The sequence below is a fragment of the Flavobacterium frigoritolerans genome (assembly GCF_025847275.1).
Classification (GTDB): Bacteria; Bacteroidota; Bacteroidia; order Flavobacteriales; family Flavobacteriaceae; genus Flavobacterium; species Flavobacterium frigoritolerans.
Map to the genome: position 1 here is coordinate 543,925 of NZ_JAOZEV010000001.1, position 26,603 is coordinate 570,527.

At 31.9% G+C, this 26,603-nt stretch carries 17 protein-coding genes; 8 read left to right on the top strand and 9 right to left on the bottom strand.

The window, feature by feature from the left end; all coding sequences use genetic code 11:
* The first annotated feature begins 50 nt into the window (after positions 1 to 50).
* The 5 genes from OIU80_RS02350 to OIU80_RS02370 all read left to right on the top strand — a co-directional run bounded on the left by OIU80_RS02350 (position 51) and on the right by OIU80_RS02370 (position 6,564).
* Complete coding sequence (locus OIU80_RS02350) at positions 51 to 2,027, top strand: urocanate hydratase (protein WP_264285486.1); 1,977 nt, start codon at positions 51 to 53, stop codon at positions 2,025 to 2,027.
* Between the two features lie 35 nt (positions 2,028 to 2,062).
* The gene (locus OIU80_RS02355; RefSeq protein ID WP_264285487.1) at positions 2,063 to 2,608 is read left to right on the top strand and encodes a DUF4136 domain-containing protein; all 546 of its coding nucleotides are present in this window, start codon (positions 2,063 to 2,065) and stop codon (positions 2,606 to 2,608) included.
* Between the two features lie 210 nt (positions 2,609 to 2,818).
* On the top strand, positions 2,819 to 4,063 hold the full coding sequence (gene ilvA / locus OIU80_RS02360; protein ID WP_264285488.1) for a threonine ammonia-lyase IlvA: 1,245 nt from the start codon (positions 2,819 to 2,821) through the stop codon (positions 4,061 to 4,063).
* A gap of 294 nt (positions 4,064 to 4,357) precedes the next feature.
* Positions 4,358 to 4,747, top strand: coding sequence for a group III truncated hemoglobin (locus OIU80_RS02365; protein WP_264285489.1), 390 nt, complete (start codon positions 4,358 to 4,360; stop codon positions 4,745 to 4,747).
* Positions 4,748 to 4,806: 59 nt separating this feature from the next.
* Positions 4,807 to 6,564, top strand: a complete 1,758-nt coding sequence (locus tag OIU80_RS02370) for an aromatic amino acid hydroxylase (RefSeq protein ID WP_264285490.1) — start codon at positions 4,807 to 4,809, stop codon at positions 6,562 to 6,564.
* A 168-nt stretch (positions 6,565 to 6,732) separates the two neighbouring features.
* On the opposite strand, the gene OIU80_RS02375 is transcribed toward OIU80_RS02370, so the two are convergent.
* The 7 genes from OIU80_RS02375 to OIU80_RS02405 all read right to left on the bottom strand — a co-directional run bounded on the left by OIU80_RS02375 (position 6,733) and on the right by OIU80_RS02405 (position 19,346).
* On the bottom strand, positions 6,733 to 7,353 hold the full coding sequence (locus OIU80_RS02375) for a DUF4230 domain-containing protein (protein WP_264285491.1): 621 nt from the start codon (positions 7,351 to 7,353) through the stop codon (positions 6,733 to 6,735).
* Positions 7,354 to 7,412: 59 nt separating this feature from the next.
* Entirely contained in the window at positions 7,413 to 8,420 is a 1,008-nt protein-coding gene (locus OIU80_RS02380; RefSeq protein WP_264285492.1) for an LLM class flavin-dependent oxidoreductase, read from the bottom strand.
* Between the two features lie 450 nt (positions 8,421 to 8,870).
* Positions 8,871 to 11,165 carry a translocation and assembly module lipoprotein TamL gene (gene tamL / locus OIU80_RS02385; protein WP_264285493.1) on the bottom strand — a complete coding sequence of 765 codons (2,295 nt, stop codon included), beginning with the start codon at positions 11,163 to 11,165 and terminating at the stop codon, positions 8,871 to 8,873.
* A 4-nt stretch (positions 11,166 to 11,169) separates the two neighbouring features.
* Positions 11,170 to 16,254 (bottom strand): translocation/assembly module TamB domain-containing protein, encoded by a 5,085-nt coding sequence (locus OIU80_RS02390; RefSeq protein WP_264285494.1) that lies wholly within the window; start codon positions 16,252 to 16,254, stop codon positions 11,170 to 11,172.
* A gap of 188 nt (positions 16,255 to 16,442) precedes the next feature.
* Positions 16,443 to 17,399, bottom strand: coding sequence for a GSCFA domain-containing protein (locus OIU80_RS02395; protein WP_264285495.1), 957 nt, complete (start codon positions 17,397 to 17,399; stop codon positions 16,443 to 16,445).
* A gap of 95 nt (positions 17,400 to 17,494) precedes the next feature.
* Entirely contained in the window at positions 17,495 to 18,316 is an 822-nt protein-coding gene (locus OIU80_RS02400) for a hypothetical protein (protein ID WP_264285496.1), read from the bottom strand.
* A gap of 208 nt (positions 18,317 to 18,524) precedes the next feature.
* The gene (locus OIU80_RS02405) at positions 18,525 to 19,346 is read right to left on the bottom strand and encodes a hypothetical protein (RefSeq protein ID WP_264285497.1); all 822 of its coding nucleotides are present in this window, start codon (positions 19,344 to 19,346) and stop codon (positions 18,525 to 18,527) included.
* Positions 19,347 to 19,562: 216 nt separating this feature from the next.
* Between OIU80_RS02405 and OIU80_RS02410 the strand changes: the two genes are divergently transcribed.
* Positions 19,563 to 21,308, top strand: a complete 1,746-nt coding sequence (locus tag OIU80_RS02410; protein WP_264285498.1) for an ABC transporter ATP-binding protein — start codon at positions 19,563 to 19,565, stop codon at positions 21,306 to 21,308.
* Between the two features lie 167 nt (positions 21,309 to 21,475).
* Here the strand turns inward: OIU80_RS02410 and OIU80_RS02415 are convergent, their stop codons facing one another.
* Both OIU80_RS02415 and alaS read right to left on the bottom strand, forming a co-directional pair.
* Positions 21,476 to 22,231 carry a hypothetical protein gene (locus OIU80_RS02415; protein WP_264285499.1) on the bottom strand — a complete coding sequence of 252 codons (756 nt, stop codon included), beginning with the start codon at positions 22,229 to 22,231 and terminating at the stop codon, positions 21,476 to 21,478.
* Positions 22,232 to 22,424: 193 nt separating this feature from the next.
* On the bottom strand, positions 22,425 to 25,064 hold the full coding sequence (alaS, locus tag OIU80_RS02420) for an alanine--tRNA ligase (protein ID WP_264285500.1): 2,640 nt from the start codon (positions 25,062 to 25,064) through the stop codon (positions 22,425 to 22,427).
* A gap of 195 nt (positions 25,065 to 25,259) precedes the next feature.
* On the opposite strand from alaS, the gene OIU80_RS02425 reads away from it, so the two are divergent.
* Positions 25,260 to 26,237: a M23 family metallopeptidase gene (locus tag OIU80_RS02425; RefSeq protein ID WP_264285501.1), complete on the top strand. Its 978-nt coding sequence runs from the start codon at positions 25,260 to 25,262 to the stop codon at positions 26,235 to 26,237.
* A gap of 1 nt (position 26,238) precedes the next feature.
* Positions 26,239 to 26,571, top strand: coding sequence for a MerR family transcriptional regulator (locus tag OIU80_RS02430; protein ID WP_129537403.1), 333 nt, complete (start codon positions 26,239 to 26,241; stop codon positions 26,569 to 26,571).
* The last annotated feature ends 32 nt before the right edge of the window (positions 26,572 to 26,603 follow it).

Genomic DNA, 26,603 nt, shown 5'->3' on the forward strand with positions numbered 1-26,603 from the left:
CTAAAACACCTTAGCAACTTAGAATCTTAGCAACTAAGCACCTTTAAAAAATGACTTTCCAAGAACAAATTCAACAAGGAATCCCATCTATATTACCTCCAAAAAAAATATACGATTTAGCTATAAATCACGCTCCAAAGCGAAAAGCAATTCTTTCAGCAGAAGAAAAAAAATTGGCATTAAAAAATGCATTACGCTATTTTGAACCACAACATCATGCTGAATTAATCACTGAGTTTTCAGAAGAATTAGAACAATACGGACGTATTTATATGTACCGTTTTCGTCCAGATTACAGAATGTACGCCAGACCAATTAGTGAATACCCTGGAAAATCAGAGCAAGCAAAAGCAATTATGCTAATGATTCAGAACAACCTGGATTATGCCGTTGCACAACATCCTCATGAATTAATTACATATGGCGGTAATGGCGCTGTTTTCCAAAACTGGGCGCAATACTTACTTACCATGCAATATTTGTCAGAAATGACAAATGAGCAAACGCTTACTATGTATTCTGGTCATCCAATGGGTCTTTTTCCTTCTCATGCCGAAGCACCACGTGTAGTTGTTACTAACGGAATGGTAATTCCAAATTATTCTAAACCCGATGATTGGGAAAAAATGAATGCACTTGGAGTTTCTCAATACGGACAAATGACTGCAGGAAGTTATATGTATATAGGACCACAAGGAATTGTGCATGGAACAACAATTACGGTTTTAAATGGTTTTAGAAAAATAAAACTAAATCCTGAAGGAAACTTATTTGTGACTTCTGGATTGGGAGGAATGAGCGGTGCACAGCCTAAGGCAGGAAATATCGCGGGCTGCATCACGGTTTGCGCCGAAGTGAACCCAAAAATCACTAAAATTCGCCACGAACAAGGTTGGATCAATGAGATTGTTGAAGATCTTGACGAATTAGTAAAAAGAGTTTCTTTGGCAAAAGCCAATAAAGAAGTAGTTTCTATTGCATACTTAGGAAACGTAGTTGAGGTATGGGAAAAATTTGATCAGGAAAACATCAAGATTGACTTGGGTTCAGACCAAACTTCATTACACAATCCTTGGGCTGGCGGGTATTATCCTGTTGGAATTACCTTTGAAGCTGCCAATAAAATGATGGCAAATAATCCTGAATTATTTAAAGAAAAAGTACAGGAAACATTACGCCGACACGCTGATGCGATAAACAAACATACTGCCAAAGGAACCTATTTCTTTGATTATGGAAATGCATTTTTACTAGAAGCTTCACGTGCTGGTGCTGAAGTAATGGCCGAAAACAATATCGATTTTAAATACCCAAGTTACGTTCAGGACATCATGGGACCTATGTGTTTTGATTATGGATTTGGTCCGTTTAGATGGGTTTGTACTTCAGGTAAACCCGAAGATTTACAAAAAACAGATACCATCGCTTCACAAGTCTTAGAAGAAATGGCAAAAACAGCACCCGACGAAATTCAGCAACAAATGCAGGATAACATCAAATGGATAAAAGGTGCTCAGGAAAATAAATTAGTTGTAGGATCACAAGCACGAATTTTATATGCTGATGCCGAAGGTCGTATAAAAATTGCAGAAGCCTTTAACCAAGCTATTGCAAGAGGAGAAATTGGAGCAGTTGTTTTAGGACGCGATCATCATGACGTTTCCGGAACAGATTCTCCATACAGAGAAACATCTAACATTTATGATGGCTCAAGATACACAGCAGATATGGCAATACAAAATGTAATTGGAGACAGCTTTAGAGGAGCTACATGGGTTTCTATACATAATGGCGGAGGCGTAGGCTGGGGCGAAGTTATAAATGGTGGTTTTGGTATGATTCTTGATGGAAGTAAAGAAGCGTCAAGACGCTTAGAGTCAATGCTTTTTTGGGATGTTAACAACGGAATTTCAAGAAGAAGCTGGGCACGTAATGACGAAGCTATTTTTGCAATAAAAAGAGCCATGAGTACGCAACCTTTATTAAAAGTGACCATCCCTAATATAGTTGACGAAACATTATTTTAAATCAAAATCGATATAACCTTTAAAACCATCTAAACATGAAAAAATTATTTATTTTACCGATTCTATTACTTCTTGTTCTAACATCTTGTAGTAGTATTTCTGTACACTCAGATTATGATAAATCTGTCGATTTTACTAAATATAAAACATATGCTTATTTTAAAGCTGGTGTCGATAAAGTAGAGATTTCTGATTTAGATAAAAGAAGAATTTTACGTGCTATCGACGAACAGATGGCTGCAAAAGGATTTACAAAAAGTGACAATCCAGATTTATTAATAAATATTTTTACTAAAGCCAGAGAAGAAGTAAACGTAAACCAATTTAATGCTGGATGGGGTTACGGATGGGGATATGGATGGAATCCATACCTAATGATGGGAAATCAAACTTCTGTTTCAACATCTACCCAAGGAACTTTATACATCGATTTTATCGATGCTAAGAAAAAAGAAATGATTTGGCAAGGTGAAGGAGTTGGTTATTTAACCAACCAAGGAGCTGACAAAAAAGATAAAATAGTTGCTGACTTTGTGAGCAAAATACTAGCTCAGTATCCTCCTACAATTGCAAAAAAATAATCTTTTTTATTGTTCTTATTAAATAATTAATACATTTGTTTTTTCAAATAATAAACAATGACAAACTTAAATAACATTATTATCGCTATTATTAGCATTATTGTAATTCTACAATAATGGCGAGGTGTTATATAAATAAGTAAACAAAATACAATTTATTAGAACCTCCCAAATCGGGAGGTTTTTTATTTTAAAAAATAACCAAAATATATGACTTTATTTAACGAAGTAATTACAGCTAAAGAACAGCTAAGCAATGTAGTTGCTGCTACTCCACTAACACAAAACCTGAATCTTTCAGATGAATTTAAAGCAACTATCTTATTAAAAAGAGAAGATTTACAAATTGTACGTTCCTATAAAATCAGAGGTGCTTACAATAAAATATCCTCTCTAAATGCAACCGAAAAAACAAAAGGCATTGTTTGTGCAAGCGCAGGAAATCATGCACAAGGTGTAGCGTATTCTTGTAATTTACTACAAATAAAAGGCAAGATTTACATGCCAAAAACTACTCCAAAACAAAAAGTAAAACAAGTACAATTATTTGGAAAGTCTTTTGTAGAAATTGTTCTTACGGGAGACACTTTTGATGATGCTTATGCTTCTGCAACTGAAGACGCTCTAAAAAGCAACAGAATCTTTATCCATCCTTTTGATGATTTAAAAGTTATTGCAGGACAAGGCACTGTAGGATTAGAAATTCTAGAATCTTATAAAGAACCTATAGATTATGTGTTTGTTCCTATAGGCGGCGGTGGGCTTGCATCGGGGCTTTCAGAAGTTTTTAAGCATCTAAGTCCTGAAACCAAAATTATTGGTATAGAACCAAAAGGAGCTCCATCAATGAAAACATCTATTATTGATGGTAAGAATACACCTTTAAAAACGATCGATAAATTTGTAGATGGCGCAGCAGTAAAACAAGTTGGTAACATAACTTTCGATATATGTCGTAAAAACTTAGACGATATTATTCTTGTTCCCGAAGGCAAAGTCTGTACCACTATTTTACGATTATATAATGAAGAAGCTATGGTCGTAGAACCAGCGGGAGCATTAACTATAGCTGCATTAGATTTTTACAAAGACAAAATAAAAGGCAAAACGGTGGTTTGTGTAGTAAGCGGAAGCAACAACGATATTGAGCGAACTGCCGAAATAAAAGAGCGTTCCTTGCTTTACGAAGGATTAATGCATTATTTTATGATTCAGTTTCCACAACGTCCAGGCGCACTTAAAGAATTTGTAAATGATATATTAGGTCCTAATGACGATATTACATATTTTCAATTTGCAAAGAAAAACAGTAGAGAGGTTGGCTCTGTAGTAGTAGGATTAGAACTAAAAAACAAAAAGGATATTATAAACATCAAAACCAATATGGTAAACAAAGGATTTGAGTTTCAATATCTCAATGAAAATCAGGATTTATACACACAGCTTATTGGGTAAAAAAGAAAAACATAGTCAGGATTAGTCCTAACATGATTTCAATATAAACTAAATAATAACCTCAACATTATATTATTTTTTTTGTTATTTTAATCGATGCTAATCCTTATGGTTTTCCGGATTTTAAACTTTCGACTTACTTACATCTGTACTAAAAAATGAAAAGATTCTAAATCCAACTCTTGTCTTGTATATTAATTTTTTTAAGACCTTTTTTACATTCATTTAACTAAGTTTATAAGACAAATCCTCTTTTATGTCTTATTTTTACATATAATTTTTTTTACATACACCATGGTAATTTTAGATATAACAACAATCGAAGACATAAAGTTATTGGTTAATACTTTTTATGGTAAAATTCAAAAGGATGATCTCATTGGCCCCATTTTTAATGAAAAAATTCAAGGAAGATGGCCAGAACATTTAGAAACAATGTATAAGTTTTGGCAAACTATTTTATTAGAACAACATACCTATTCTGGAAGTCCATTCCCACCGCACAAACATTTGTCTGTAAACCAATCACATTTCAACAGATGGATTGAAATTTTTACAAAAACAGTAGACAGTCTTTTTATAGGTATTCTTGCCGAAGAAGCTAAGATGCGAGGTGTAAATATGGCGTCTATGTTCCTGTATAAAATTGAATATTTTAGAGATTTACAAAAAACAACTAAATAAAAAACTAAAAATGGTGCTATAAATTCGTAATTTCGCAAAAGAACTACAACGATTTCGAAATGAACCCAATTATTGAAACAAATCCGTTATTAGATAGATTGCCTAATCATTTAAAGCAATTTATTAAGCCTCAAGATTATAGTGATTATACTCCAATCAATCAAGCGGTTTGGAGATATGTAATGCGTAAAAATGTCGATTATTTATCTAAAGTAGCGCACCATTCGTATCTAGATGGATTAAAGAAAACCGGAATCGAAATTAATAACATTCCGAGCATGTATGGCATGAACCGAATTTTAACTGAAATTGGTTGGGCTGCCGTAGCTGTTGATGGTTTTATTCCGCCAAATGCTTTTATGGAATTCCAAGCTTATAATGTCTTGGTAATTGCTTCTGATATTCGTCAGCTCGAACATATTGAATATACACCTGCACCCGATATCATTCATGAAGGTGCTGGTCATGCTCCTATTATTGCTAATCCTGAATATGCTGAATATTTACGTCGTTTTGGCGAAATTGGTTGCAAAGCCATTTCTTCGCACAAAGATTACCAAATGTATGAAGCGATTCGATTGCTTTCGATTTTAAAAGAAGCCGAAGGAACTCCGCAAGCTGATATTGATCAAGCCGAAAAAGCTGTTGAGGATTTGCAAAATAACATGGGAGAATTGTCTGAAATGGCACAAATTAGAAACTTACATTGGTGGACTGTTGAGTATGGTTTAATCGGTACTATCGAAGACCCTAAAATTTACGGTGCTGGTTTATTATCATCAATTGGCGAAAGCGCTTGGTGCATGACCAATAATGTTACCAAAATTCCTTACGATATCTCGGCAGCCAATCAGAGTTTTGATATTACAAAATTACAACCTCAACTATATGTCACGCCTACCTTTGCGCATTTAAGCCTTATTCTAGAAGAATTTGCTAATAAAATGGCATTACGCACTGGAGGAATTTCAGGTATTCAAAAATTAATAAATTCGAATGCTTTAGGAACTATAGAACTAAGTACGGGTTTACAAATTTCTGGTGTTTTTACCAATGTTATTGAAGCAGAAGGCAAACCTGTTTACATTCAAACAACAGGTAAAACTGCTTTATCCTACCGTGAAAAAGAATTAGTTGGACACGGTACCCTAACTCATCCTGAAGGTTTTGGCAGTCCTATCGGAAAACTAAAAGGTTTTAACTTAGCCATCGAAGACATGAGCCCGATGGATTTAAATGCCTACAAAATAGTCGAAAACGAGAATATAAAACTAGAATTTGAAGGAGGAATCATCGTACAAGGAGAAATCATTACTGGTTCTAGAAACTTACATGGTGAAATTATCCTAATCAGTTTTAAAAATTGTACTGTAACTCACGGAGATACTATTTTATTTCAACCTGAGTGGGGTAATTATGATATGGCAATTGGCAAGAAAGTAGTTTCAGCATTTTCTGGACCAGCCGATGTAAACAGTTTCGATCTGATTAATTCAGTTCCAAAAACAAAAACTATCAAAGCCAAACATTCTAAAGAACGTGATGAACTAGAAGAGTTATACAAACAGGTTAGAACTATAAGAGAAACCAATTCTCATGAAACATTACTAACTACTGTATTCGAAAAAATTAAAGCAAATCATACTAATGACTGGCTATTAGTTGTAGAGATCACAGAACTTTTGAAGAATGAAAATCAACCTCAGTTATTACAGGAAGTACTGGCGTATCTTGAAAGTTTAAAAACAAAAAGACCTGAAGTTGCTCATTTGATTTCTGGAGGTTTAGATTTGATTTTTGATAAAGAGAAGTGCTAGAAGCATTTTATACATAAACTTGATGAATATTGTTGCGATGTTTCGACTCCGCTCAATATGAAAAACCTTGTCATGCTGAGCCTCCCGAAGCTTCGGTACGCTCATCATGACAAGATTACAAAAAAAACTTTGTGCCTTTGAGTCTTTACAACTTTGAACCTTATTATCCTACAACTTCAAATCGTTACTAAGCTCCGTTTCGTTTTGAATTGTTTTTCCGTCATATTGCAATTTCCAACCCATTGTATTTGTAAGGATTAGAATTTTAGACAACTCACTAATCAGTCGGTTTTGTGCATTTGTCTTAAGCGACGATTTTTCTATTTTCTTCGCTAAATTCGCTTTTACTGATTTGTTTATCTTATTATAATCATCTCCTGTAAATGCGTTTAATTGACTTTGTTCAACATTATAATATTGAATATCCGGATTGATGGTAATTTCCTCTTTTGGAATTGATACAATTTTTATAACCTTATTTTTTTCGTCAATTTCATACTTCATTTTATGTAAATCGTATGCTACTGTAACATTTGCATTCACTACTATCAATGCTTTCTTTTCAAAAGAAATCATATCTAGTAAGTACTTATTTGAGTTTTTATAGGTTACTACTTCCGAGAAATGCCCTTCGGTAACTATCAGCTTCCCTACGTTTACAATTTGTTGCTGTATTAAATTGGTATTATAATCCAAGCTCGATGTATCGTCTTTCTTGAATTCGCAATACTTAAATGCAAGAACGATTCCGACTATAATTACAATTCCTATTAAGATTCTTCTCAACATAATTATGTTTTAATGATGACTATTATGTCGCCAATTTAGTGATTTTTTTAGAAAAATCACTACGCTTTATTTATGTTGTCGATAACTTCTTTAAGTATTTTTAAACTTTTCATTTTATCCTGATGATCAAAAATTGGGCTTGTAATCATCAATTCATCTATACGTGAATAGTTTATAAATTGTTTTAAATCCTTTTCTAGCTTCTCTTTGCTTCCTGTAAAGGTGCATGCTGTCATTTGATCTACATGAAATTTTTCTTCTTCACTCATCAATCCTTCCAATGACGGCAATGGTGGTTGCATTGGTTTTCTGTTATTACGTATTAGCCCCAAAAACATTTGATATAAAGTAGTCGATAAAACTTCGGCTTCTTCATTTGTATCTGCTCCAATAGCATTTACACATGCCATTGTTTTTGGGCTGCTCAGATATTTTGAAGGAATAAAATTTTCTCTATAAAACTCAAATGCCTGTAACATCATTCTTGGTGCAAAATGTCCCGCAAATGCGTATGGCAATCCTTTTGCTGCGGCTAATGAAGCACTATCCATACTAGAGCCTAATATCCAAATGGGCACATTTGTCCCTTCAGCAGGGAAAGCACGTACTTTTGCAGAAGCATTATCTGGAGACAAATAATCGTGAATTGCCTGCACATTTTTAGGGAATCGCTGCGACTGCTCGTAAAAATCTTCTCGAATTGCTTGTGCAGTTAAAGAATCCGTTCCTGGTGCTCTGCCAAGACCTAAATCAATTCGGTTTGGATAAAGTGTTTCCAAAGTCCCGAATTGTTCTGCAATAATAAGCGGTGAATGGTTAGGAAGCATTATTCCGCCCGATCCCACACGAATATTTTGTGTCTGACTCGCTATATAACCTATTAAAACTACTGTTGCTGTACTGGCTACATGTGCCATATTATGATGCTCGGCCAGCCAGAATCGGTTATAACCTAAATTATCTGCGAGTTGTGCAAGTTCTTTTGTTTTTTGAAAAGTTGCTTTGGCATTACTACCTTCTGTAATTAATGCCAATTCTAATAAGGAAATTGGTATATTGTTATTCATCTGGATTAATCTTTTTACAAAATTAACCATTAATAAATTCTCAATTGTTAATTGAATTATAAATTTTTAACAGCGTTAAATAAATATAACATCGATAAATACGTGTGTTTTTATTTTGAATGATTACATAATAGTTTAAAGATGTTAAATTTATTAGGACAACTTGTTGAATTCAAAAGTTATTTTTTGTAACTTTAGATAACAAATTATAAATCCCTTATTTATGAAAACTCGTAGAAAAATTAAGTATATCACTAAACGATATATTTACAGAATCATCAGAGATATAAGCGGCAATAAGGATAAATCTAAAAAGTTGCTTTTATCTAATTTATTAAAAACTAACGTCCAATTACTTAAAGGTATAGATGTTAATAGCACGATGCTATTTTAACCAAGTATAGCAACAAAACTACAATCTTAACTACTCTAATTTTGTGTTGGATTATCCTAAAACGGATACCCAATTGCGATGTTTAGTATCAGATTGTCTTTTCTCCAAGAACCACTTCCAAAATTAATATCATCTATTACCCAGCGTTGCCCTTCAGGTAAATATGGTATTCTTAGCGGAAATGCAATGTCGGTTCTTAATACTAAGAATGATAAATCGAAACGTAATCCTACTCCTGCACCAACAGCAATTTCTTTCATAAAGTTTTTACTGATTTTTGCTCCGGGTTTATTGGTGTCATTATTAAGTAACCAAACATTACCAGCGTCTAGAAATATTGCTCCTCGTACTATACTAAATAGTTTAGCTCTGTACTCTGTATTAAATTCTAGTTTTAAATCTCCTGATTGGTCTGGCAAAAATGTAGTTGTTGTATCTTTATCTTTATAACTACCCGGACCAATTGATCGGGCTCTAAAAGCACGAATACTATTAGTTCCTCCTACAACAAATTGCTTGATAGATGGCAAAGAAGAAGAATTACCATATGGCAAGCCTATACCAAGAATAAGTCGGCTTGCTAATTGGCTTTCTTTTCCTAGTTTAAAATAATGCCTGAAATCAGTTTTTAATTTTACATATTGACTAAAAGGAACATCAAATAATTTTATGGTATCATTTTTCTTGATATTTGCTTTTGTTGCCAAGCCCGTAATATTACCCGCTAAATCAAGTTCTCCATTAAAATAGAATGTATTCTTTTTTCTCTTTTGCATCGTATTGGTGTAAGTATACGAATACGTAGGTCCAAAAATCAATTGTTTTTCGAGTACTTTAGATAATGATTTATCTTTCTCTACCTGTTCTAAATAATAAGGCGTCACATGATTTGGACTTACATAATTAACCTCTATTATATCCAATTGATGCTCTTTTCTAATATTTTCTTTCCATAAATATCCAAAAGATCCTCTAAATGAATTTAAGGCATAAAGATTAATTCGGTTTTGATATTCGTATCCTAAAGTTGCTTTTGTTTTTGGAACAAATTCACTAGAACCCTGAAAATTAAAAGGAGTTATTAATCTTGGCCAGGTTAAACTTGCTTCCCCTCCTATTTTATATATATTATTCCCTTTATTTTGTCCCGAAATCTGAAAATCAGCTCCTCCAAATACTGATAATGTAAACAATTCAGCTCCTCTAAGTAAGTTCCTGTTGTTCCAGTTTGCATTGATCTCTGTACCTGAATAACTAGCCGAATTGGTTTTTCCTAAAACCTCAACTCTAATAAATTTCTTTGGCAATAGGGTTAGGTAATAATAAGCATCTAAAGCATTTTTTATACTATCAGATTCTTTAAATTCGTTTTTCACAAAATTAAATGTTCCTAAATTCACAAAACGATTCAAAGAAAGATTGTGATCGGATCGATTATAAAGATCTCCTTTCTTAAAATACAACGCTCTATCGAATACTCTTGGCCTAAATGTATTTGTCGAATCTATAATCGTGAAATCTTTATATTTTACAATATCTTCTTTTTTATAAGTTGCGCTATCCTTTAATATAGAAAAATTAGGATATACAACTATATCATTAATCGTATAAGCTACTTTAGCTTTTGCTGGTGTTTCATCTTTTATTTTTAATTTTATACTTACCTCATAATCTCCTTTAGTACTATCGACTTGTGCTAAGATATAATCTGGATTGAAATAATAGAATCCTTTTTCTTTCAATCGCGAATCAATACGCTCTCTCTCTGATTTTATAACATCTAGATCATACGGCTTACCTACTTTTAGCAACGACCTACGCGTGGTTTTTGCTATTGTTTTTGCTATAGCCGAAGAATCTTCTGGAAACGTAACACTTTTTATTTTATACTGCTTTTTAGGTAAAACCGTATATTCTGCTGTTGCTCTTTTATCTTTTGCAGTAGAATCGGCACTAACTCTGACTTTAAAGAAACCTTTATTTTCAACATAATTTCTTAACACCGCTGAGTTATAATCTAAATCAACTTTACTGTAAAGCACTGGAGCTTCTCCAACTTTATTCCTTAACCAATATCTTGTTCCTTTCTTTTTCTTAGGCTCCCCTGCTATATTGTATATCCATAATTTAATACGTAATCCTAAAAATTGTTTATTTGGCAAGGGGCGCAACAAACTTTGTAGCTCATTTTGGAGTGCAGTTTTTTCTTTCTTTTTAAGAATAGAATCCTCAATTTTCACCGAAGCTCCCGTATACAACAATTCCCCTTTTGGTAAATATTTGGTATTGCTACATCCAAAAGCAAAAAACAAAGAAAACACTATAAAATATTTTAGATATTTAGTTTCCATATTACTACGTTTTTTGCTTTTGTTCATTATCTAATTCTTCTTGCTTTTTCTCTTCTTTCTCTTTTTGGTCTTCTCTTTCTTTACGTAATTTTTCTTTTCTAATCAGTTCTTTATCTTCCTTACTGCGATGAAACAATTCTCTAAACTTATTGTAATTCATCGTAATAACAAAAGCAATTCCCGTTTCAACAACCTGACCTTCTACCGCAACTTGATATTGGTTTTTACGATAGGCTCTAACCATATATCGCCCATCTTTTGTAAGTTGATAATCTATAGCAACATCTCCTGCAATATTGCTATCCTGCTCATTATTATCTTGGCCTTCTAGTCCAAAACTACTTCCGATGGTTACTTTTAATCTATCATCCAATAATTTCTTAGAAATCCCCACATTTAAATCGGTTTTATTTTGTTTTGTCCCCGAAGTGTAATCATCTGTAGATTCAAGATCAAATTCTAATTGGACACCACTTATTAAATCTCCTGCCAGATTATTTAATTGATCCGATAATATTTTACTCACACTTTGTCTCGCCATTGATTCGGCACTTGTACCACCACTTTCACTTGCAAAAGGGTTTTCGCCTACAAATCGATTCAAGAGTAAAAGTGCAAAAACCTGTTTATTTAATTCTGCCGGATCTTGTCGTAAACGCTGTAATTTTGCCTGAGAAGTTGTTACTATATCTGATGAAACATCATAATTACCATCTGGCAGAACAATATCAAACGAGATTTCTGGCTTCATAAGTTCTCCGTTCATCTTTAATAAAGTCTGAAACGGAATTTTTTGTTTGTATGTATTTTTTTGTGCTGGAGTCAAAGTTCCCAACTGATTTCCCAATAAATCTATTGGTGCTGTATTTACTTTATATATTGCTGTTAAATTTAAATTTGCCATTGTAGGCTCTCCATTCCATATAATATAACTTCCTTTTTGAATATCAAATTTTCGTCTTATCATATTAAAACTCATTTCATAAGCTCCTTCACTAAACTCATATTTTCCTGTAAGTGTAGTTTTCCCCGAAGGATCAATCCCACCAATAAGATCTGCTTCTCCCAACAACCTCAAGTAATCTCCATTTCCTTTATCGATTACCAAAGTAAGTTCTGCCTTTTTATCTATAGAAATAGCAACGCTTACATCCATACCGATCAATTTGGATTGATTAAGTTTACTTTCCATCGCTACAGTTTGTTTCAGTAATAAATTATCTTCATTTACAAACTCTACAATTCCCTCTCTATCGGCAATAGAAGGATCTGATTGAGGCATAACAACAGTAAATTTTGTATCCTCATTAATTTTTATATTTCCGCCTACAACTGGATTATCTAGTGTTCCTTTTATACTCAAATTGGCATCTAGAAATAAATCTCCATAAAACAAATCATTATCAGCTTCTGTAGAATTAATGGCTCTAAAATTATCCGCTTTTATAGTTAATCCAAAATCATAATTTTTAAAATCATTAGAATTGATTTTTCCATTAACAAATAACTCATTCTTATTTTCATCATAAACTGAGAAGTTATCGAAAATAATTGCGTCATTCTCTAACTTTATTTTTTCATTGACTATTTTAAAATTAGAATCCAATTTTGTCACCTTAAAAGCTGTATCATTAAAGTCCAATTCTCCATTTACTTTTGGAGCATCGGCATTTCCTGTAATTTTAAAATTTCCTGATAAGTAACCTGAACCATCTTTAAGATTACCCATACTAAAACCCTGAATACTCTTAATATTTAAATGATTGATAGCTACATCAAAATCAAAAGTGCTATCATCAATTTTATAATTTCCTCTAAGATTTACATCATTTCCTTGCTCACTTAATGTAATATTAGCTGTTAATAAATTATTGGTTTTGTAATCTACTTTTATACCTATATCCCCAACCGGTTCTCCTTTAAAACTAAAATCATCTATTTTTAAATCAGAAGTAAAAGTTGGTTTTGTCATTACATTTTCAACCAAAGCTGTCCCATTTATCAAACCTTGCGCCAACAATTCGTCTTTTTTGACCATATTTAAAATGGTCTCAATTTTAAAATTGACAAAATCTATTTGTAGTGGTGCATTCTTTCCTTCATTTTGAGATTGAATTTTTAATTCATTACCCGAATTATCTAAAAAGAACTTATTAATGTAAAGTCTTTTGTCTCCAAATTCAATACAGTTTTCTGAATTCAAATTCCATTTATCGTAATTTAATACAAAACTATCTGAATCAAATTTGATAGTACTTTTGGCATTTTCATGAAGTAATTCTCCCTTAATAAAATACTGTTCTTTGTCTTCTTTATCTTTTATTTGCAATGCATACTCCAAGATATTGTTCTCAATTTTACCTGACAAGCCAACAAATGGTATTTTAAACTCTCCACTCTCTACAGGAGCTACAGAAACCTGATATTCTAATGCTTTATCTTTTGCTTCTATATTTATTTTACCATCAGAAATTGTGTTTGTATCATAAATAATTTTCGGAATAGTTCCTTTTACTTCCAATGAATCTGCTACATTATTATATTTCCCAGTAATTTTAATAGGCTCTAAGCCTTTAAGTTTTGGAACAAGCTGAAATAACAATGGATCACTATCTACTGACAAACTAAACGTTACTCGTTGTTCATCTGAATCGCCTTTTGTTTTAGGTACCTGGAGATCCATATATTTTGACAGTGATTTTTTTAATGCTGCCGATAATGTCGTTAACTTATACTTCCCATCAAGTTCGGCTTTAAGAAATTGTGACTGTATCTTGATATTGTTTTTTTCTTTATCTGCATAAGCCAAAATTTTGATTGAGTCCAATACAATCGGTTGTGTGCCTTTTAGAACCTGAATATTTGACAAGAAAACCTTTCCATTCAAAAAATCAGGATTACTATTGGCTATATCTGCATCAATATTACCTCGAAGTTTCATCGGTCCTGCATGAAGATTTAGCTTTTCAAGATCTGCAATATCTAGGTTTAATTTTAATTTTACTGCTGGATATTTATCATCAAATCTTCCGTTAGCAACTAAACCGAAGTTCAAATTTGGATCTTTTATTCCCGATTTAATTGCGAAGGCGCCTTTTGCAATCTCTCCTTTTAAAATTAAATCTTTGTATGTGTATTTATTAAATACTGCTTTTTGTACAATCCCGTCCAAATGCGCTTGCGCTGTTTGAGGATCCAGTCCTTTCCCTTTTACTTTTGCTTTAAGCGTAATTTTTCCTAATGAATCATTTTTTATTAATTTGCCTAAATCAAATTCTGTAAATGAGATTGTAGCATCATATTTCTCCGATTTCTTAATTCGTTGATCAAATAAAGCATCGACTTTGGCATTTCCGAAGCTGCTATTTAATGCCAAATTGGTTTTAAAATTATTAACTGATCCTTTAAATTTTCCTTTTAAATTAAATTGTGAAGGCAGCTGAATATTTTTGGGTATTGTTCCTGTTGGCACAAACGAAATCACATCTTTGGATGAACTCACAAAGTTTTTTATATCTAAATCGTAATATGCTTTCTGTGCATCTGGCATTCCTGTAATTTTTCCCGAAATGGAAACTTTTGTAGATCCAATTCCGCTCATTTCAAACTGCGGAATTGCTAAATCTTTTACTTTCCCACTCACTCGTGCATTTACAGACAAAATGGCATTAGGATTGCTCTTAAACGGATTGGTGTTCTGTAAATCTGGAACAAAAAGTAATATATCTTTAAAGCCTATTTTTGTCTGACTTAAGTTTGCGTCTAAACTAAGATTATCGATATTTTTAGTAACCGCAGCAATTGATGGATAGGCAACTTTAATATTCTTTTGTAATAAAGTCTGTGGTGTTTTTAAATACAGATTATTCAAATATGCATTTTTAGGCCCATAGAAAAAATCTGATTTGAATTCCTGAATTTTAAGTCCGCTTTTTTCATTTACTGCAAACGATTTTATACTTCCCGAAATCGTATCATTTGCATAATATAGCTTTCCGGCTTTTAAATTAAAATTATCCAAATCTAGATGTCCGTAATCAATCCCACTCTTAGCGGGTTTCGATTGCATGTCATCATATTTAAAAGCAACATTTTGTATATCGGCAGATTTCAATTTCAATTTCCATCCTGCTTGAGGAATTGCTGTAGAATCTAAATCTGGAGTTTTAAGTTGTTTTTCTTTTATCCCTAATCGTAAATTTCCTTTTAGATTTTTCAACTCAAAAGAATCAAAATCAAGCATTTGATTATTTAAATCTAACGTATTGACTAGTAGCTGTAATTTATCTAATGTTACCCCTGAAGCAAGTTTAGAATCTTTATTATCATATGAAATATCAATTTTGGACAGTTTTATTTTATTTAATTTCAAATTAAAATCTGACCTTTTAGAAATTGTATCTACTGTATTTACTGAAACTTCAGCTATTTTCTCAACCAAATCCTGATTTAAAACTAATTTTAATCCGTTTAAATCAATATTTGGAATATCAAAATCCATTTTGTCTAAATCGAATTTTTTAAATTCTGTTTGAAAATTAGCCAATTTAACCCGAACATCATTTTTGGACAAATCATCTTTAAAATTAAAATTGATTTTATTCAAATTGATTTTTACAACCGATATTTTAAAGGGTTTACTGTTAGGATCTACAGGTTCCGATTCTTTAGAAGCGAATGCTGCAATTATATAATCGAAATTAAAAACTCCATCTTTGTTTCTGGAGATATTAGCAGTCGTGTTTTCAAGAGAAATCGAGTTTATTTCTACTTCACTATCTATAAGTTTAAACAAATCAATATCAACTTCTAATCGTTTACCACTAAGCAGAGTATCTTTCTTTTGATCTTCAAAATAAAATCCTTCTAATACAATATCTTTAGGAAAATCAATCGATATCCTATCTAAAGAAACTTTAGTTTTTATCTTTTTTTGCAAAAAAGTGATTGCTTTATCTTTGGCAAAATTTTGTACTGCCGGAACTTGAATTAAAATTATAATCAATAACAATAGTGCCACTATTGTAATGACGCACCAAAGTAGCACTCGAAGTATTTTTTTCAGAAAAAAAATTCGTTTCTTATTCATATAAAGAAAATAAGGCTAGTAAAACTGGTTTATATTATCAATATGTAGTTACTAATTTAGCTAACTATATACAATTTACAAAATTGTAAAAAATATACTTCAATACTTTACACAATTATTTAAACTTATTCTAGAATTAAATGCTATTATAAGTATATTCCTTCTTAATATTCAAACAAAGAACGCGTTTAAAACTTAATATGAGGCCATTTTTCTTCTATCCTTTTTATTTTATTACCTAATTTTGATAAAAATGTACGATGCTGTTCGGAATCTGGATTAAAACTTCGATGAGAAAGTCCTTTTTGTATTTCGGATATATCTTTCATTATAAGAATTCCTTCTTTAGAAATGTAGTTTTCACTAAATCTTTCCCAAATATAATCGATAGCAATTTGATTAGGATGCAACATATCTTCAGCATAAAATCGATAATCACGAAGTTCATCCATCATGATTTCATAGGAAGGGAAATATCCAGTTTGCAGTTTACCGTATTCAGTGTTCAGAGTATTGTGCAAAGAAGAAATCAAATTGGACTTACTCCATTGATTTTCTACAAAACCATCTTTTATATGACGAACTGGCGAAACGGTAAAAATGATTTTTGCTTCTGGATTTACTGAAGCAATTAAATCTATTGTATTCTTAATACTTTCTTTGATTATCTCAACTGACAAAAGCTCTTTACTAAATTGCTTTTGTGGTACTTTATGACAATTCGCAACTACAGCTTTATTATCATTGGTACGATATACCCATGAAGTTCCATAAGTTATAATAACATGAGTAGCTTCGGTTAATTCTTGATATGCCTTTTTAATAATCTGATTGAGATTATGAATCAAATCTTCTTTATTCGCATTACTTAAATCGGAATGTACATCAAACGAATGCCAGCGTTCATTATGAAAAAACACATCACTTTCTGTGATTTTTTTTTGCAAAACTGCAAAGTCTATCAATTTCTCAATTGCCAGAGGATGAAATAAAATCCCTAATGGATTGCAACTATTATTGAACTTAAAATAATCTAGTTTCTCTGCCATATTAACTGCAAAACAAGAACCTAAAGACAATACTTTGGAATTATAATCGATAGGATTATTACTTTGCGAAATAGGTACGGGAGTTCTGAATTGCATATTTTGAAGTTTTAAACAAATTTCAATCATTTTCTACAAACAAAAAAGCCAAATACAGAAGTATTTGGCTTTTTAAATAATTATAAAAATTCTAATTAATATGTGTATTCATTTGTTCTATTATTAGTTGTACCATCATTTTTGTATAATGTAATCTTGATTGGGTATCCATTCGCATCATAAACATATTCTCTTTTGTAAACATTTGGTACGACATTATTATTATAGGAAGCTGTATAACTTACAATGTTATTAACAGAGCTCATAGCCCCTTCTCCTTCACTATGATTTATTAATAAACTAAAACCTAAAATATTTTTTAAAGGATTGTTTTTATTATCATATTCGTATGTAGATGTAAAAACACTATTTATTTCGCTATTTGTTTCTACAGTTTTAACCAAGTTACCATTTGCAAAAGTAAGAACTTCAATATAATTACTTTTATATTCTATTTCAATTCCATAATTTTTCGTATAAATCTCTCTTTTAACTGTACCATCAGCATTGTAAGTAAATACTGTTCTCCTTTTATATTTTCCATCCGGAAAATCAGTCGAGTATCCCTCAGCATAAGATGTTTCAACTAATTTACCGTTTAAATAAGAATAAACTGTTACATCGCTTATTACTTCTTTACCAAATATGCCCACGGTACCATAATTAATTTTTTTTACAATAAAATTACCATCATAAGTATAATCTGTTCTTCCTTTATTTTGTTTGGTACTCAAAATTTTATTTCCATCATAAGTAGACAGATATATTGCATTTTCTAAAGGATCTTCTATATCCGTGTATTTTAATATTTTAGGCAAAATCCCATTTGCAACATCTACAGAATTATCATTTTCATCAGATGAACACGAACTTAAAGCAAATAACGAAGCAGTAAATAAATAGAGTAATTTTTTCATGTATAAATTTATTTTTTGGCAAATTAAAAGAAACCAAAGCTAATTGCCTAATCCTTTTCAATAATAAGATACTTCTGGCTTTGCGAAATAGATACGGGAGTTCTGAATTGCATATTTTGAAGTTTTAAACAAATTTCAATCATTTTCTACAAACAAAAAAGCCAAATACAGAAGTATTTGGCTTTTTAAATAATTATAAAAATTCTAATTAATATGTGTATTCATTTATTAAATTCACTGTTACACCATCTTTTTTGTAATTAGTAATTTTTGTTGGAAATCCGTTCCCATCATAAACCAATTCTCTTTTGTAAACATTTGACTCAGCATTAACAGAGTATGAAACTGTATACTTTACAACATTATTAACTGAACTATTAGCTCCTTCTCCTTCACTATGCTCTATTAATAAACTGAAACCTAAAATATTTTTTAAAGGATTATTTTTGGCATCGTATTCATATGTAGCTGTAAAAGTGTCATTAGATTCGCTATTTGATTCTACACTTTTAACCAAGTTACCATTGGCAAAAGTAAGCACTTCAATATAATTGCTTTTTACTTCTATTCCTGATGTAGAATTTGTATTATATTTTTCTACTTTAACAGTACCATCAATATTGTGAGTAAATACTTTTCTTCTTTTGTATTGTCCATCAGGGAAACTAGCCGAGAAACCTTCATTATAATAAGAAGAAGCTAATTTACCATTCGCATAAACATAAATAATTTCATCGCTTTTTACATCTTTACCTGACTCACTTTCTGTGTCATAATTTACTTCTTTCACGATTAAATTACCCTCATATATATAATCGGTTCTTCCTCCACTGTCTTTGCTGCTCACAATTTTGTTACCCTTATAAGTGGTCACATACGTTTCGTTTTCAGATGGAAAATCTATACTTGTATAGTTTAATGTTTTAGGCACAATAGCACTTACCTCATCTTCGGAGTTATTATTATCATCATTTGAACAAGACGCTAAAACTAAAGTCAAAGCACTAAATAGACATAAAAAATTTTTCATAAATAAATTTGTAGGTTTATAATTTGCGCAAAAGTATCTTTTTAAAAAACCTAACACAAACTATTAAAGGTCTTTTTTCTATCATGGATTAAGACGTATTTTAACATCTAACAAATCAGTAATTAAACTAAAAATCACAATTTTAATACCTAAAACCAACAGCACAAAGCCAATCAATTCATTACTTTTGCATCTCTTTTAAATTAATATCCATATATGAAATTACTATATTCCTATATAATCAAACATAAAATGTTGTTATTTCTAGCCTTGATTATGGCTACTATAAACATCTGCTTCAGTTTATCCGATTCTGTAATTACCGGTAAATTAATGCAAGATTGTGGTGTTGGATTAGCCAAGTACAAAGGAAACGAGATTGGTTTTATTAAATCTGTAGCATTTTGGCTTGGTCTTTCACTTGGTGCAGCAATGATTTCAAGAATTACTAAAAACTTTCAGGATTATTTCACCAATGTTGTTATTCAGCGAACTGGCGCTCAAATGTATACTGACGGTATTAAAAAATCACTCGATTTACCTTTTGCTGAATTCGAAGACCAGCGTAGTGGTGAAACATTAAGCAAACTGACCAAAGTACGCTCTGATTCTGAAAAATTGATAACACTTTCTATTTCTCTAATTTTTCAAACTGTTATCGGATTCATATTTGTAATTATTTATGTTGCCCGAATTGATTATCGCATCTCTATAATATTCTTAATTACAGCTCCAATTATCGCCTTAGTAAGTTCGTATTTAGGAAAAAAGATAAAAATTGTTTCTCGAAAAATTGTAAATCAAACCAATGCTTTGGCTGGTTCTACTACCGAAAGCTTAAGAAATATCGAACTTGTAAAAAGCCTTGGATTAACGTATCAGGAAGAAAAACGTTTGAATTTAAACACCTTTAAAATCCTGCAACTGGAATTGCAAAAAATCCGTTTCATCAGAAGTTTAAGTTTTATTCAAGGTACAACCGTTCACTTTTTAAGAACTTGTGTCGTTTTTACGCTGTATTATTTCTTGTTTGGACAAAAAATAATTGTGGGTGATTTACTAACTATGGTATTCTTTACTTTTTTCATTTTTGGACCTTTGCAAGAATTAGGAAACTTTATAATTGCCCTTAATGAAACCAAGGTTTCTATGGAAAATTTTAAAACCTTATTAAGTGCTCCAAAAGAATTTCGTCCAAAAAACCCAAAACACGTTGGAGCCATTCGCTCATTACTTTTTTCGAATGTAAGCTTTCAACATAAAACAGCTAAGTTCAAAGCCGTAGAGAACATTAATTTTGATATTAAACAAGGTGAAACCGTAGCTTTTGTAGGTCCGTCAGGCTCTGGAAAAACTACTTTAGTAAAATTATTGGTTGGATTATATACACCTGCTCAAGGTAAAGTCCTTTATAATGATATCGATTCAACCGAAATTGATTTATTGGATCTAAGAAAACAATTGGGATTTGTAACTCAGGATGCACAATTATTCTCTGGAACAATTCGTGAAAATTTATTATTTGTAAGACCATCAGCTACAGATGAAGATTTATATGATGCATTAAAAAGAGCTAGTTGCGAGAAACTATTGCATCGTGCCGAAGATGGTCTAAACACTACAATTGGCGAAGGTGGAATTAAGGTTTCAGGTGGGGAGAAACAGCGTTTGTCTATTGCTCGTGCCATTTTAAGAAACCCTAATTTATTAATTTTTGACGAAGCAACTTCTGCATTAGACTCTATCACCGAAGAAGAAATCAATACTACAATCCGAAATATATCCGACAAAAACAGAATTACAGTTTTAATTGCACATCGATTATCTACTGTAATGCATGCTGATAAAATATTTGTATTGGAACAGGGTAAAATCATTGAGCAAGGCAAACATGACGCTTTAGTACTCGAAAAAGGGTTATATTATGCTATGTGGCGTCAGCAAATTGGTGAACGAAAATAGTTTTTCTATGAGTTGCTAAGATCTTAAGGTTCTAAGTAGCTAAGTTTTCTATTCTAAAAACAGAAACCCCTTTCACTAAAATGAAAGGGGTTTCTAAAAATTGTATGTGCCTTTTGTTATTATATAATCCTAAGAACAAATCTTAAATTATATTTTTTTTAAAATAACTACTGGTAGAAATATTCCGTAGAGACTTTTCCTACTTGAGTAGTTTCAATACTTGTTGCAGGGTAATTACTTGTGTTATAAGTATAAACAGAACTAGCCCAAACCGCATCACCAGTATGATCAGTAAGAATATTATGCAAGTTCCCATCAGCTTCACCATCAACAAAAGCAATTTTATCCATACCTAAAACATTCTTTAAAGGATTATTTTTAGTATCATAGGTGTATTTGTGATTTGGTGAATTTGTACTAGTAATTTCAATCACTACTCCATTAAGAAATGTAATGGTACTTTTTCCCGCAACATCATTTTGTGCCCCTACATTTCCTCCATATGAATTTACTGTAATTGTACCATTTGCATTATATGTATATGACTCTCTATATCCATAATCTTCAAGAGGCTCAACTCGTGTAAAAGTTGTCAACTTACCATCTGAACTGTACATATACGAATTTACTTGTTCTAAGGTACCATCTGCTAGTTTAAATTCCAATTTGGTAATTAAATCTCCTGTATAAGTATAAATCATAGATTCTCCCTTACTATCGATTCTGCTTACCAATTTATTACCATTATATTTATAATTGGTAGTTAATGTTAAGCCATCCTCTTTTTCAATTGTCTTTTTTAAGAATGTCTGACCCTCAGTTGGATTAGTTATAGTTGTATCATCATCTTCTCTAGTCACATCACTCGAACAAGATGCCAGCACTAATAAAGCACTAAAAAGGCAAAGTAGGTTTTTTTTCATTTTTTTTTAATAAGTTATATATTAATAATAATCAGTAAATATAAATCAAAAATTAACAAATAACCCAACAAAAAGTTACTTAAACACAATAAAAAGCCCAAACATAATAATAAAACTATTATTATGTTTGGGCTTACATTATATTTTAAGAATATTAAATCCTAGAAACTTAGCTTCTCAGAACCTTAGTACCTTACTTCACGTACTCAATAGCTTTTGCTAGAGCTTCTGGAATTCCATCAACATTTTTACCTCCAGCAGTTGCGAAGAAAGGCTGTCCTCCTCCTCCACCTTGGATATATTTTCCTAATTCACGAACAACCTGTCCTGCGTTTAATTTTTTATCTGCAACTAATTCTTTAGAAATATAACACGTTAGCATTGGCTTTCCTTCTTCGGCTGTAGCCAAAAGTAAAAATAAATTAGTTCCTAAATTTCCAAGCTCGTAAACCAAATCTTTAGCTCCTTCTGGAGATAGATCAACTTGTTTTGCCAAGAATTGTACACCATTTATTTCCTGCAATTCCTTAGCCAGATCCCCTTTCATATTTTTAGCTTTATCTTTCAATAAAGATTCCAACTGTTTTTTCAATTTAGCATTTTCATCTTGCAACGAAACAACTGCTTTTATTGGATCTTGTGCATTTTTTAAAACTGCATTTATTTCTTTTAATTTCTCAGCTTGGTTTGCAAAATATTCTTTTACAGCTCCTGAAGTTATTGCTTCGATACGACGAACTCCAGATGCAACTGCTCCTTCGCTTACAATCTTGAAATACCAAATATCAGCAGTATTATTTACGTGAATTCCACCACATAATTCCATACTATCACCAAATTTGATTGCACGTACATGATCTCCATATTTCTCACCAAACAAAGCCATTGCACCTTCTTGAACAGCTTGTTCAAATGGCACATTTCTTCTCTCTATTAATGGCAATTGCTCTTGGATTCTTGCATTTACAAAGTCTTCGACTTGTTGCAATTCTTCGTCGGTTACTTTTGAGAAATGAGAAAAGTCAAATCTTAAATATTTTGGACTTACCAATGAACCTTTTTGCTCTACATGCGTTCCTAAAATAGTACGCAATGCCTGATGCATTAAGTGTGTCGCCGAGTGATTTGAAGCAGAGCTTTTTCTTGTACTTACATCTACATAAGCTTTAAAAGTCTCTGATAAATTATTTGGAATTTCTTTAGCAAAATGTATGATTACATTATTTTCTTTCTTAGTATCGATAATATAAATCACATCACCATTACTAGCCTCAAAATATCCTTTATCACCTACTTGTCCTCCACCTTCTGGATAAAAAGGTGTCATATTAAATACGATTTGATAGATTTCTCCATCCTTAGCGCTCTCTACTTTACGGTAACGAGTGATTTTCACCATCGCTTCGGTACGGTCATAGCCTATAAATTCTTCATCTTCATCATCAATCAAAATTTGCCAATCTCCTGCTTTTACTTTTGAAGCAGCACGAGAACGCTCTTTTTGTTTTTGCAATTCTGATTCAAAACCTGCTTCGTCTAATTTCAATCCCTTTTCAGAAAGAATTAAAGCCGTTAAATCGATTGGAAAACCATAGGTATCATATAATTCGAATGCTTTTTTACCCGAAATAACTTTATCAGTATTATTTACAATAATATTATCTAGCAATACCAATCCTTGATCCAGTGTACGTAAAAAAGAATTTTCTTCTTCACGAATTACATTTGTACAAAGTTCTTTTTGCAATTTAATTTCTGGAAACGAAACACCCATTTGTATGCTTAGTGTATCTACCAACTTATAAATAAAAGGCTCTTTGGTATCTAAAAAAGTAAATCCATAACGAATAGCGCGACGTAATATTCTACGTATTACATAGCCTGCTCCAGTGTTTGATGGTAATTGTCCATCAGCAATTGCAAATGCAACAGCACGAACGTGATCTACTACTACACGAATCGCAATATTAGTTTTGTTTTGCTCTTCACTTATATTTTTAACTTCATCAGAAGTGTATTTAAAACCTGTAATTTGTTCTACTTTTTCGATAAGCGGTGTAAAAACATCTGTATCATAATTAGACGTTTTTCCTTGCAATGCCATACACAAACGCTCAAATCCCATTCCGGTATCAACGTGCTGTGCTGGAAGCTTTTCAAGAGATCCATCGGCTTTACGGTTGAATTCCATGAATACATTATTCCAGATTTCTACCACTTGCGGGTGATCGTTATTTACTAAACTCTTTCCCGAAACTTCTGCTTTTTCCTCCTCTGTACGTAAATCAACATGAATCTCCGAACATGGTCCGCATGGTCCCTGATCTCCCATTTCCCAAAAATTATCCTTTTTATTTCCAAGAATAATTCGATCTTCATCGATTAGAGTCTTCCAAATATCCCAAGCTTCCTGATCAAAAGGAACATTATCTTCTTTGCTTCCTTCAAAAACAGAAACATAAAGATTTTCCTTTGGGATTTTATAAACTTCAGTCAATAATTCCCATGCCCAATTAATTGCTTCTTTTTTGAAATAATCTCCAAAAGACCAATTTCCAAGCATCTCAAACATCGTATGGTGATATGTATCAAAACCTACATCTTCAAGATCGTTATGTTTTCCTGAAACACGAAGACATTTTTGCGTGTCGGCTATTCTAGGACTTTTTGGCGTTCCGTTTCCTAAAAAATATTCTTTAAACTGGGCCATTCCCGAATTATTGAACATTAAGGTTGGGTCGTCTTTAAGAACAATTGGAGCAGATGGAACAATTAAATGCCCTTTGCTCTGAAAAAAGTCTAAAAATTGCTTGCGTACGTCTTGTGATTTCATATTTAAATTTGAAAATGTGCCAATTTGAAAATGTGTCAATTAGGGTAGATAACTCAATTTTTAATTATCGAATTTATAAATTATCTAATTGACTAATTATTTTATTATTGAAAAAAGGGCAGAACAACTGAAACAATTTATTAAATTTGTTCGACTAACATTTTTACAATGTGCAAAAATAGGGTATTTTAAAATATGGCGAAAGTAAAATATTATTACGATTCGGAAAATTTGGCCTACCGAAAAATAAAAACTAAAAAAAGGACTAAATTTGGCTTTGTTGTCTTGTTTTTAATGGCTTCTACATTATTTGGCTTTTTGGCTTTTGTAATATTGTTGAACACTCCTTACTTTGAAACTCCAAAAGACCGCTTACAAACTCGTGAAATTGAAAATTTAAAGTTGAATTATTCGATTTTAAATAAAAAAATGGATCAGATTGATGCTGTAGTTGGGAGTCTTGAAGAACGTGACAATAATTTATACAGAGTTTATTTTAATAAAAAAGAAATTCCAGATTCAATACGAAAGGCAGGTTTTTCGAGAATCGAAAGATATAAAGCTTTGGAGGGTTACAATAATTCGCAATTAGTAATCAAAACAACCAAAAGAATTGATGTACTTTCTAAACAATTGGCAATACAATCGAGATCCTTAGATGAAATTTTGAAACTAGCGAGTGCCAAAGAAGATTTATTATCGGCAATCCCTGCCATTCAGCCAGTACAGAATGAAAATTTAAAACGTATGGTTTCTGGTTTCGGATACAGAACAGATCCTTTTACCAAAGTACGCAAAATGCATAAAGGTATGGACTTTACAGCCAAAGTAGGAACTCCCGTTTATGCCACTGGAGATGGTGTCATAGATAGAGCCGACAATAATGCATCTGGTTTTGGGAATCACGTAGTAATTAGGCACGGTTTTGGCTACGAGACTCTGTATGCCCATTTAAGCAAATACAACTGCCGACCTGGACAAAGAGTAAAACGTGGCGACGTTATAGGTTATGTAGGCAGCACTGGAAGATCTGAAGGACCTCATTGTCATTATGAAGTGCATAAAGATGGTAAAGTAGTAAACCCGCTTAATTTTTATTATGGAAATATTTCAGCAGTAGAATATGTTGCCATTTCACAATTAGCAAACCAAGAAAATCAATCATTAGATTAAAATGCATATAGAATTACAACCCGATAAACGATATTATAGTATTGGCGAAATTGCCAAAGCATTTAATGTGAATGCTTCTTTGATACGATTTTGGGATGGAGAATTTGATATTCTTAAACCTAAAAAAAATGCTAAAGGCAACAGAATGTTTACGCCTGAGGATGTAAAAAACCTGCAGTTAATCTTTCACTTGGTCAAAGAACGCGGCTTTACACTCGAAGGAGCTAAAATCCACTTAAAAGAAGGTCAAAAGAAAACATTAGATAAATTCGAAATAATACGTAAATTAGAGTCGATAAAAAAAGAATTGATAGAAATTAAAAACGAATTGTAACAATAAATTAATAAACTTAAAATTAGAAAAAT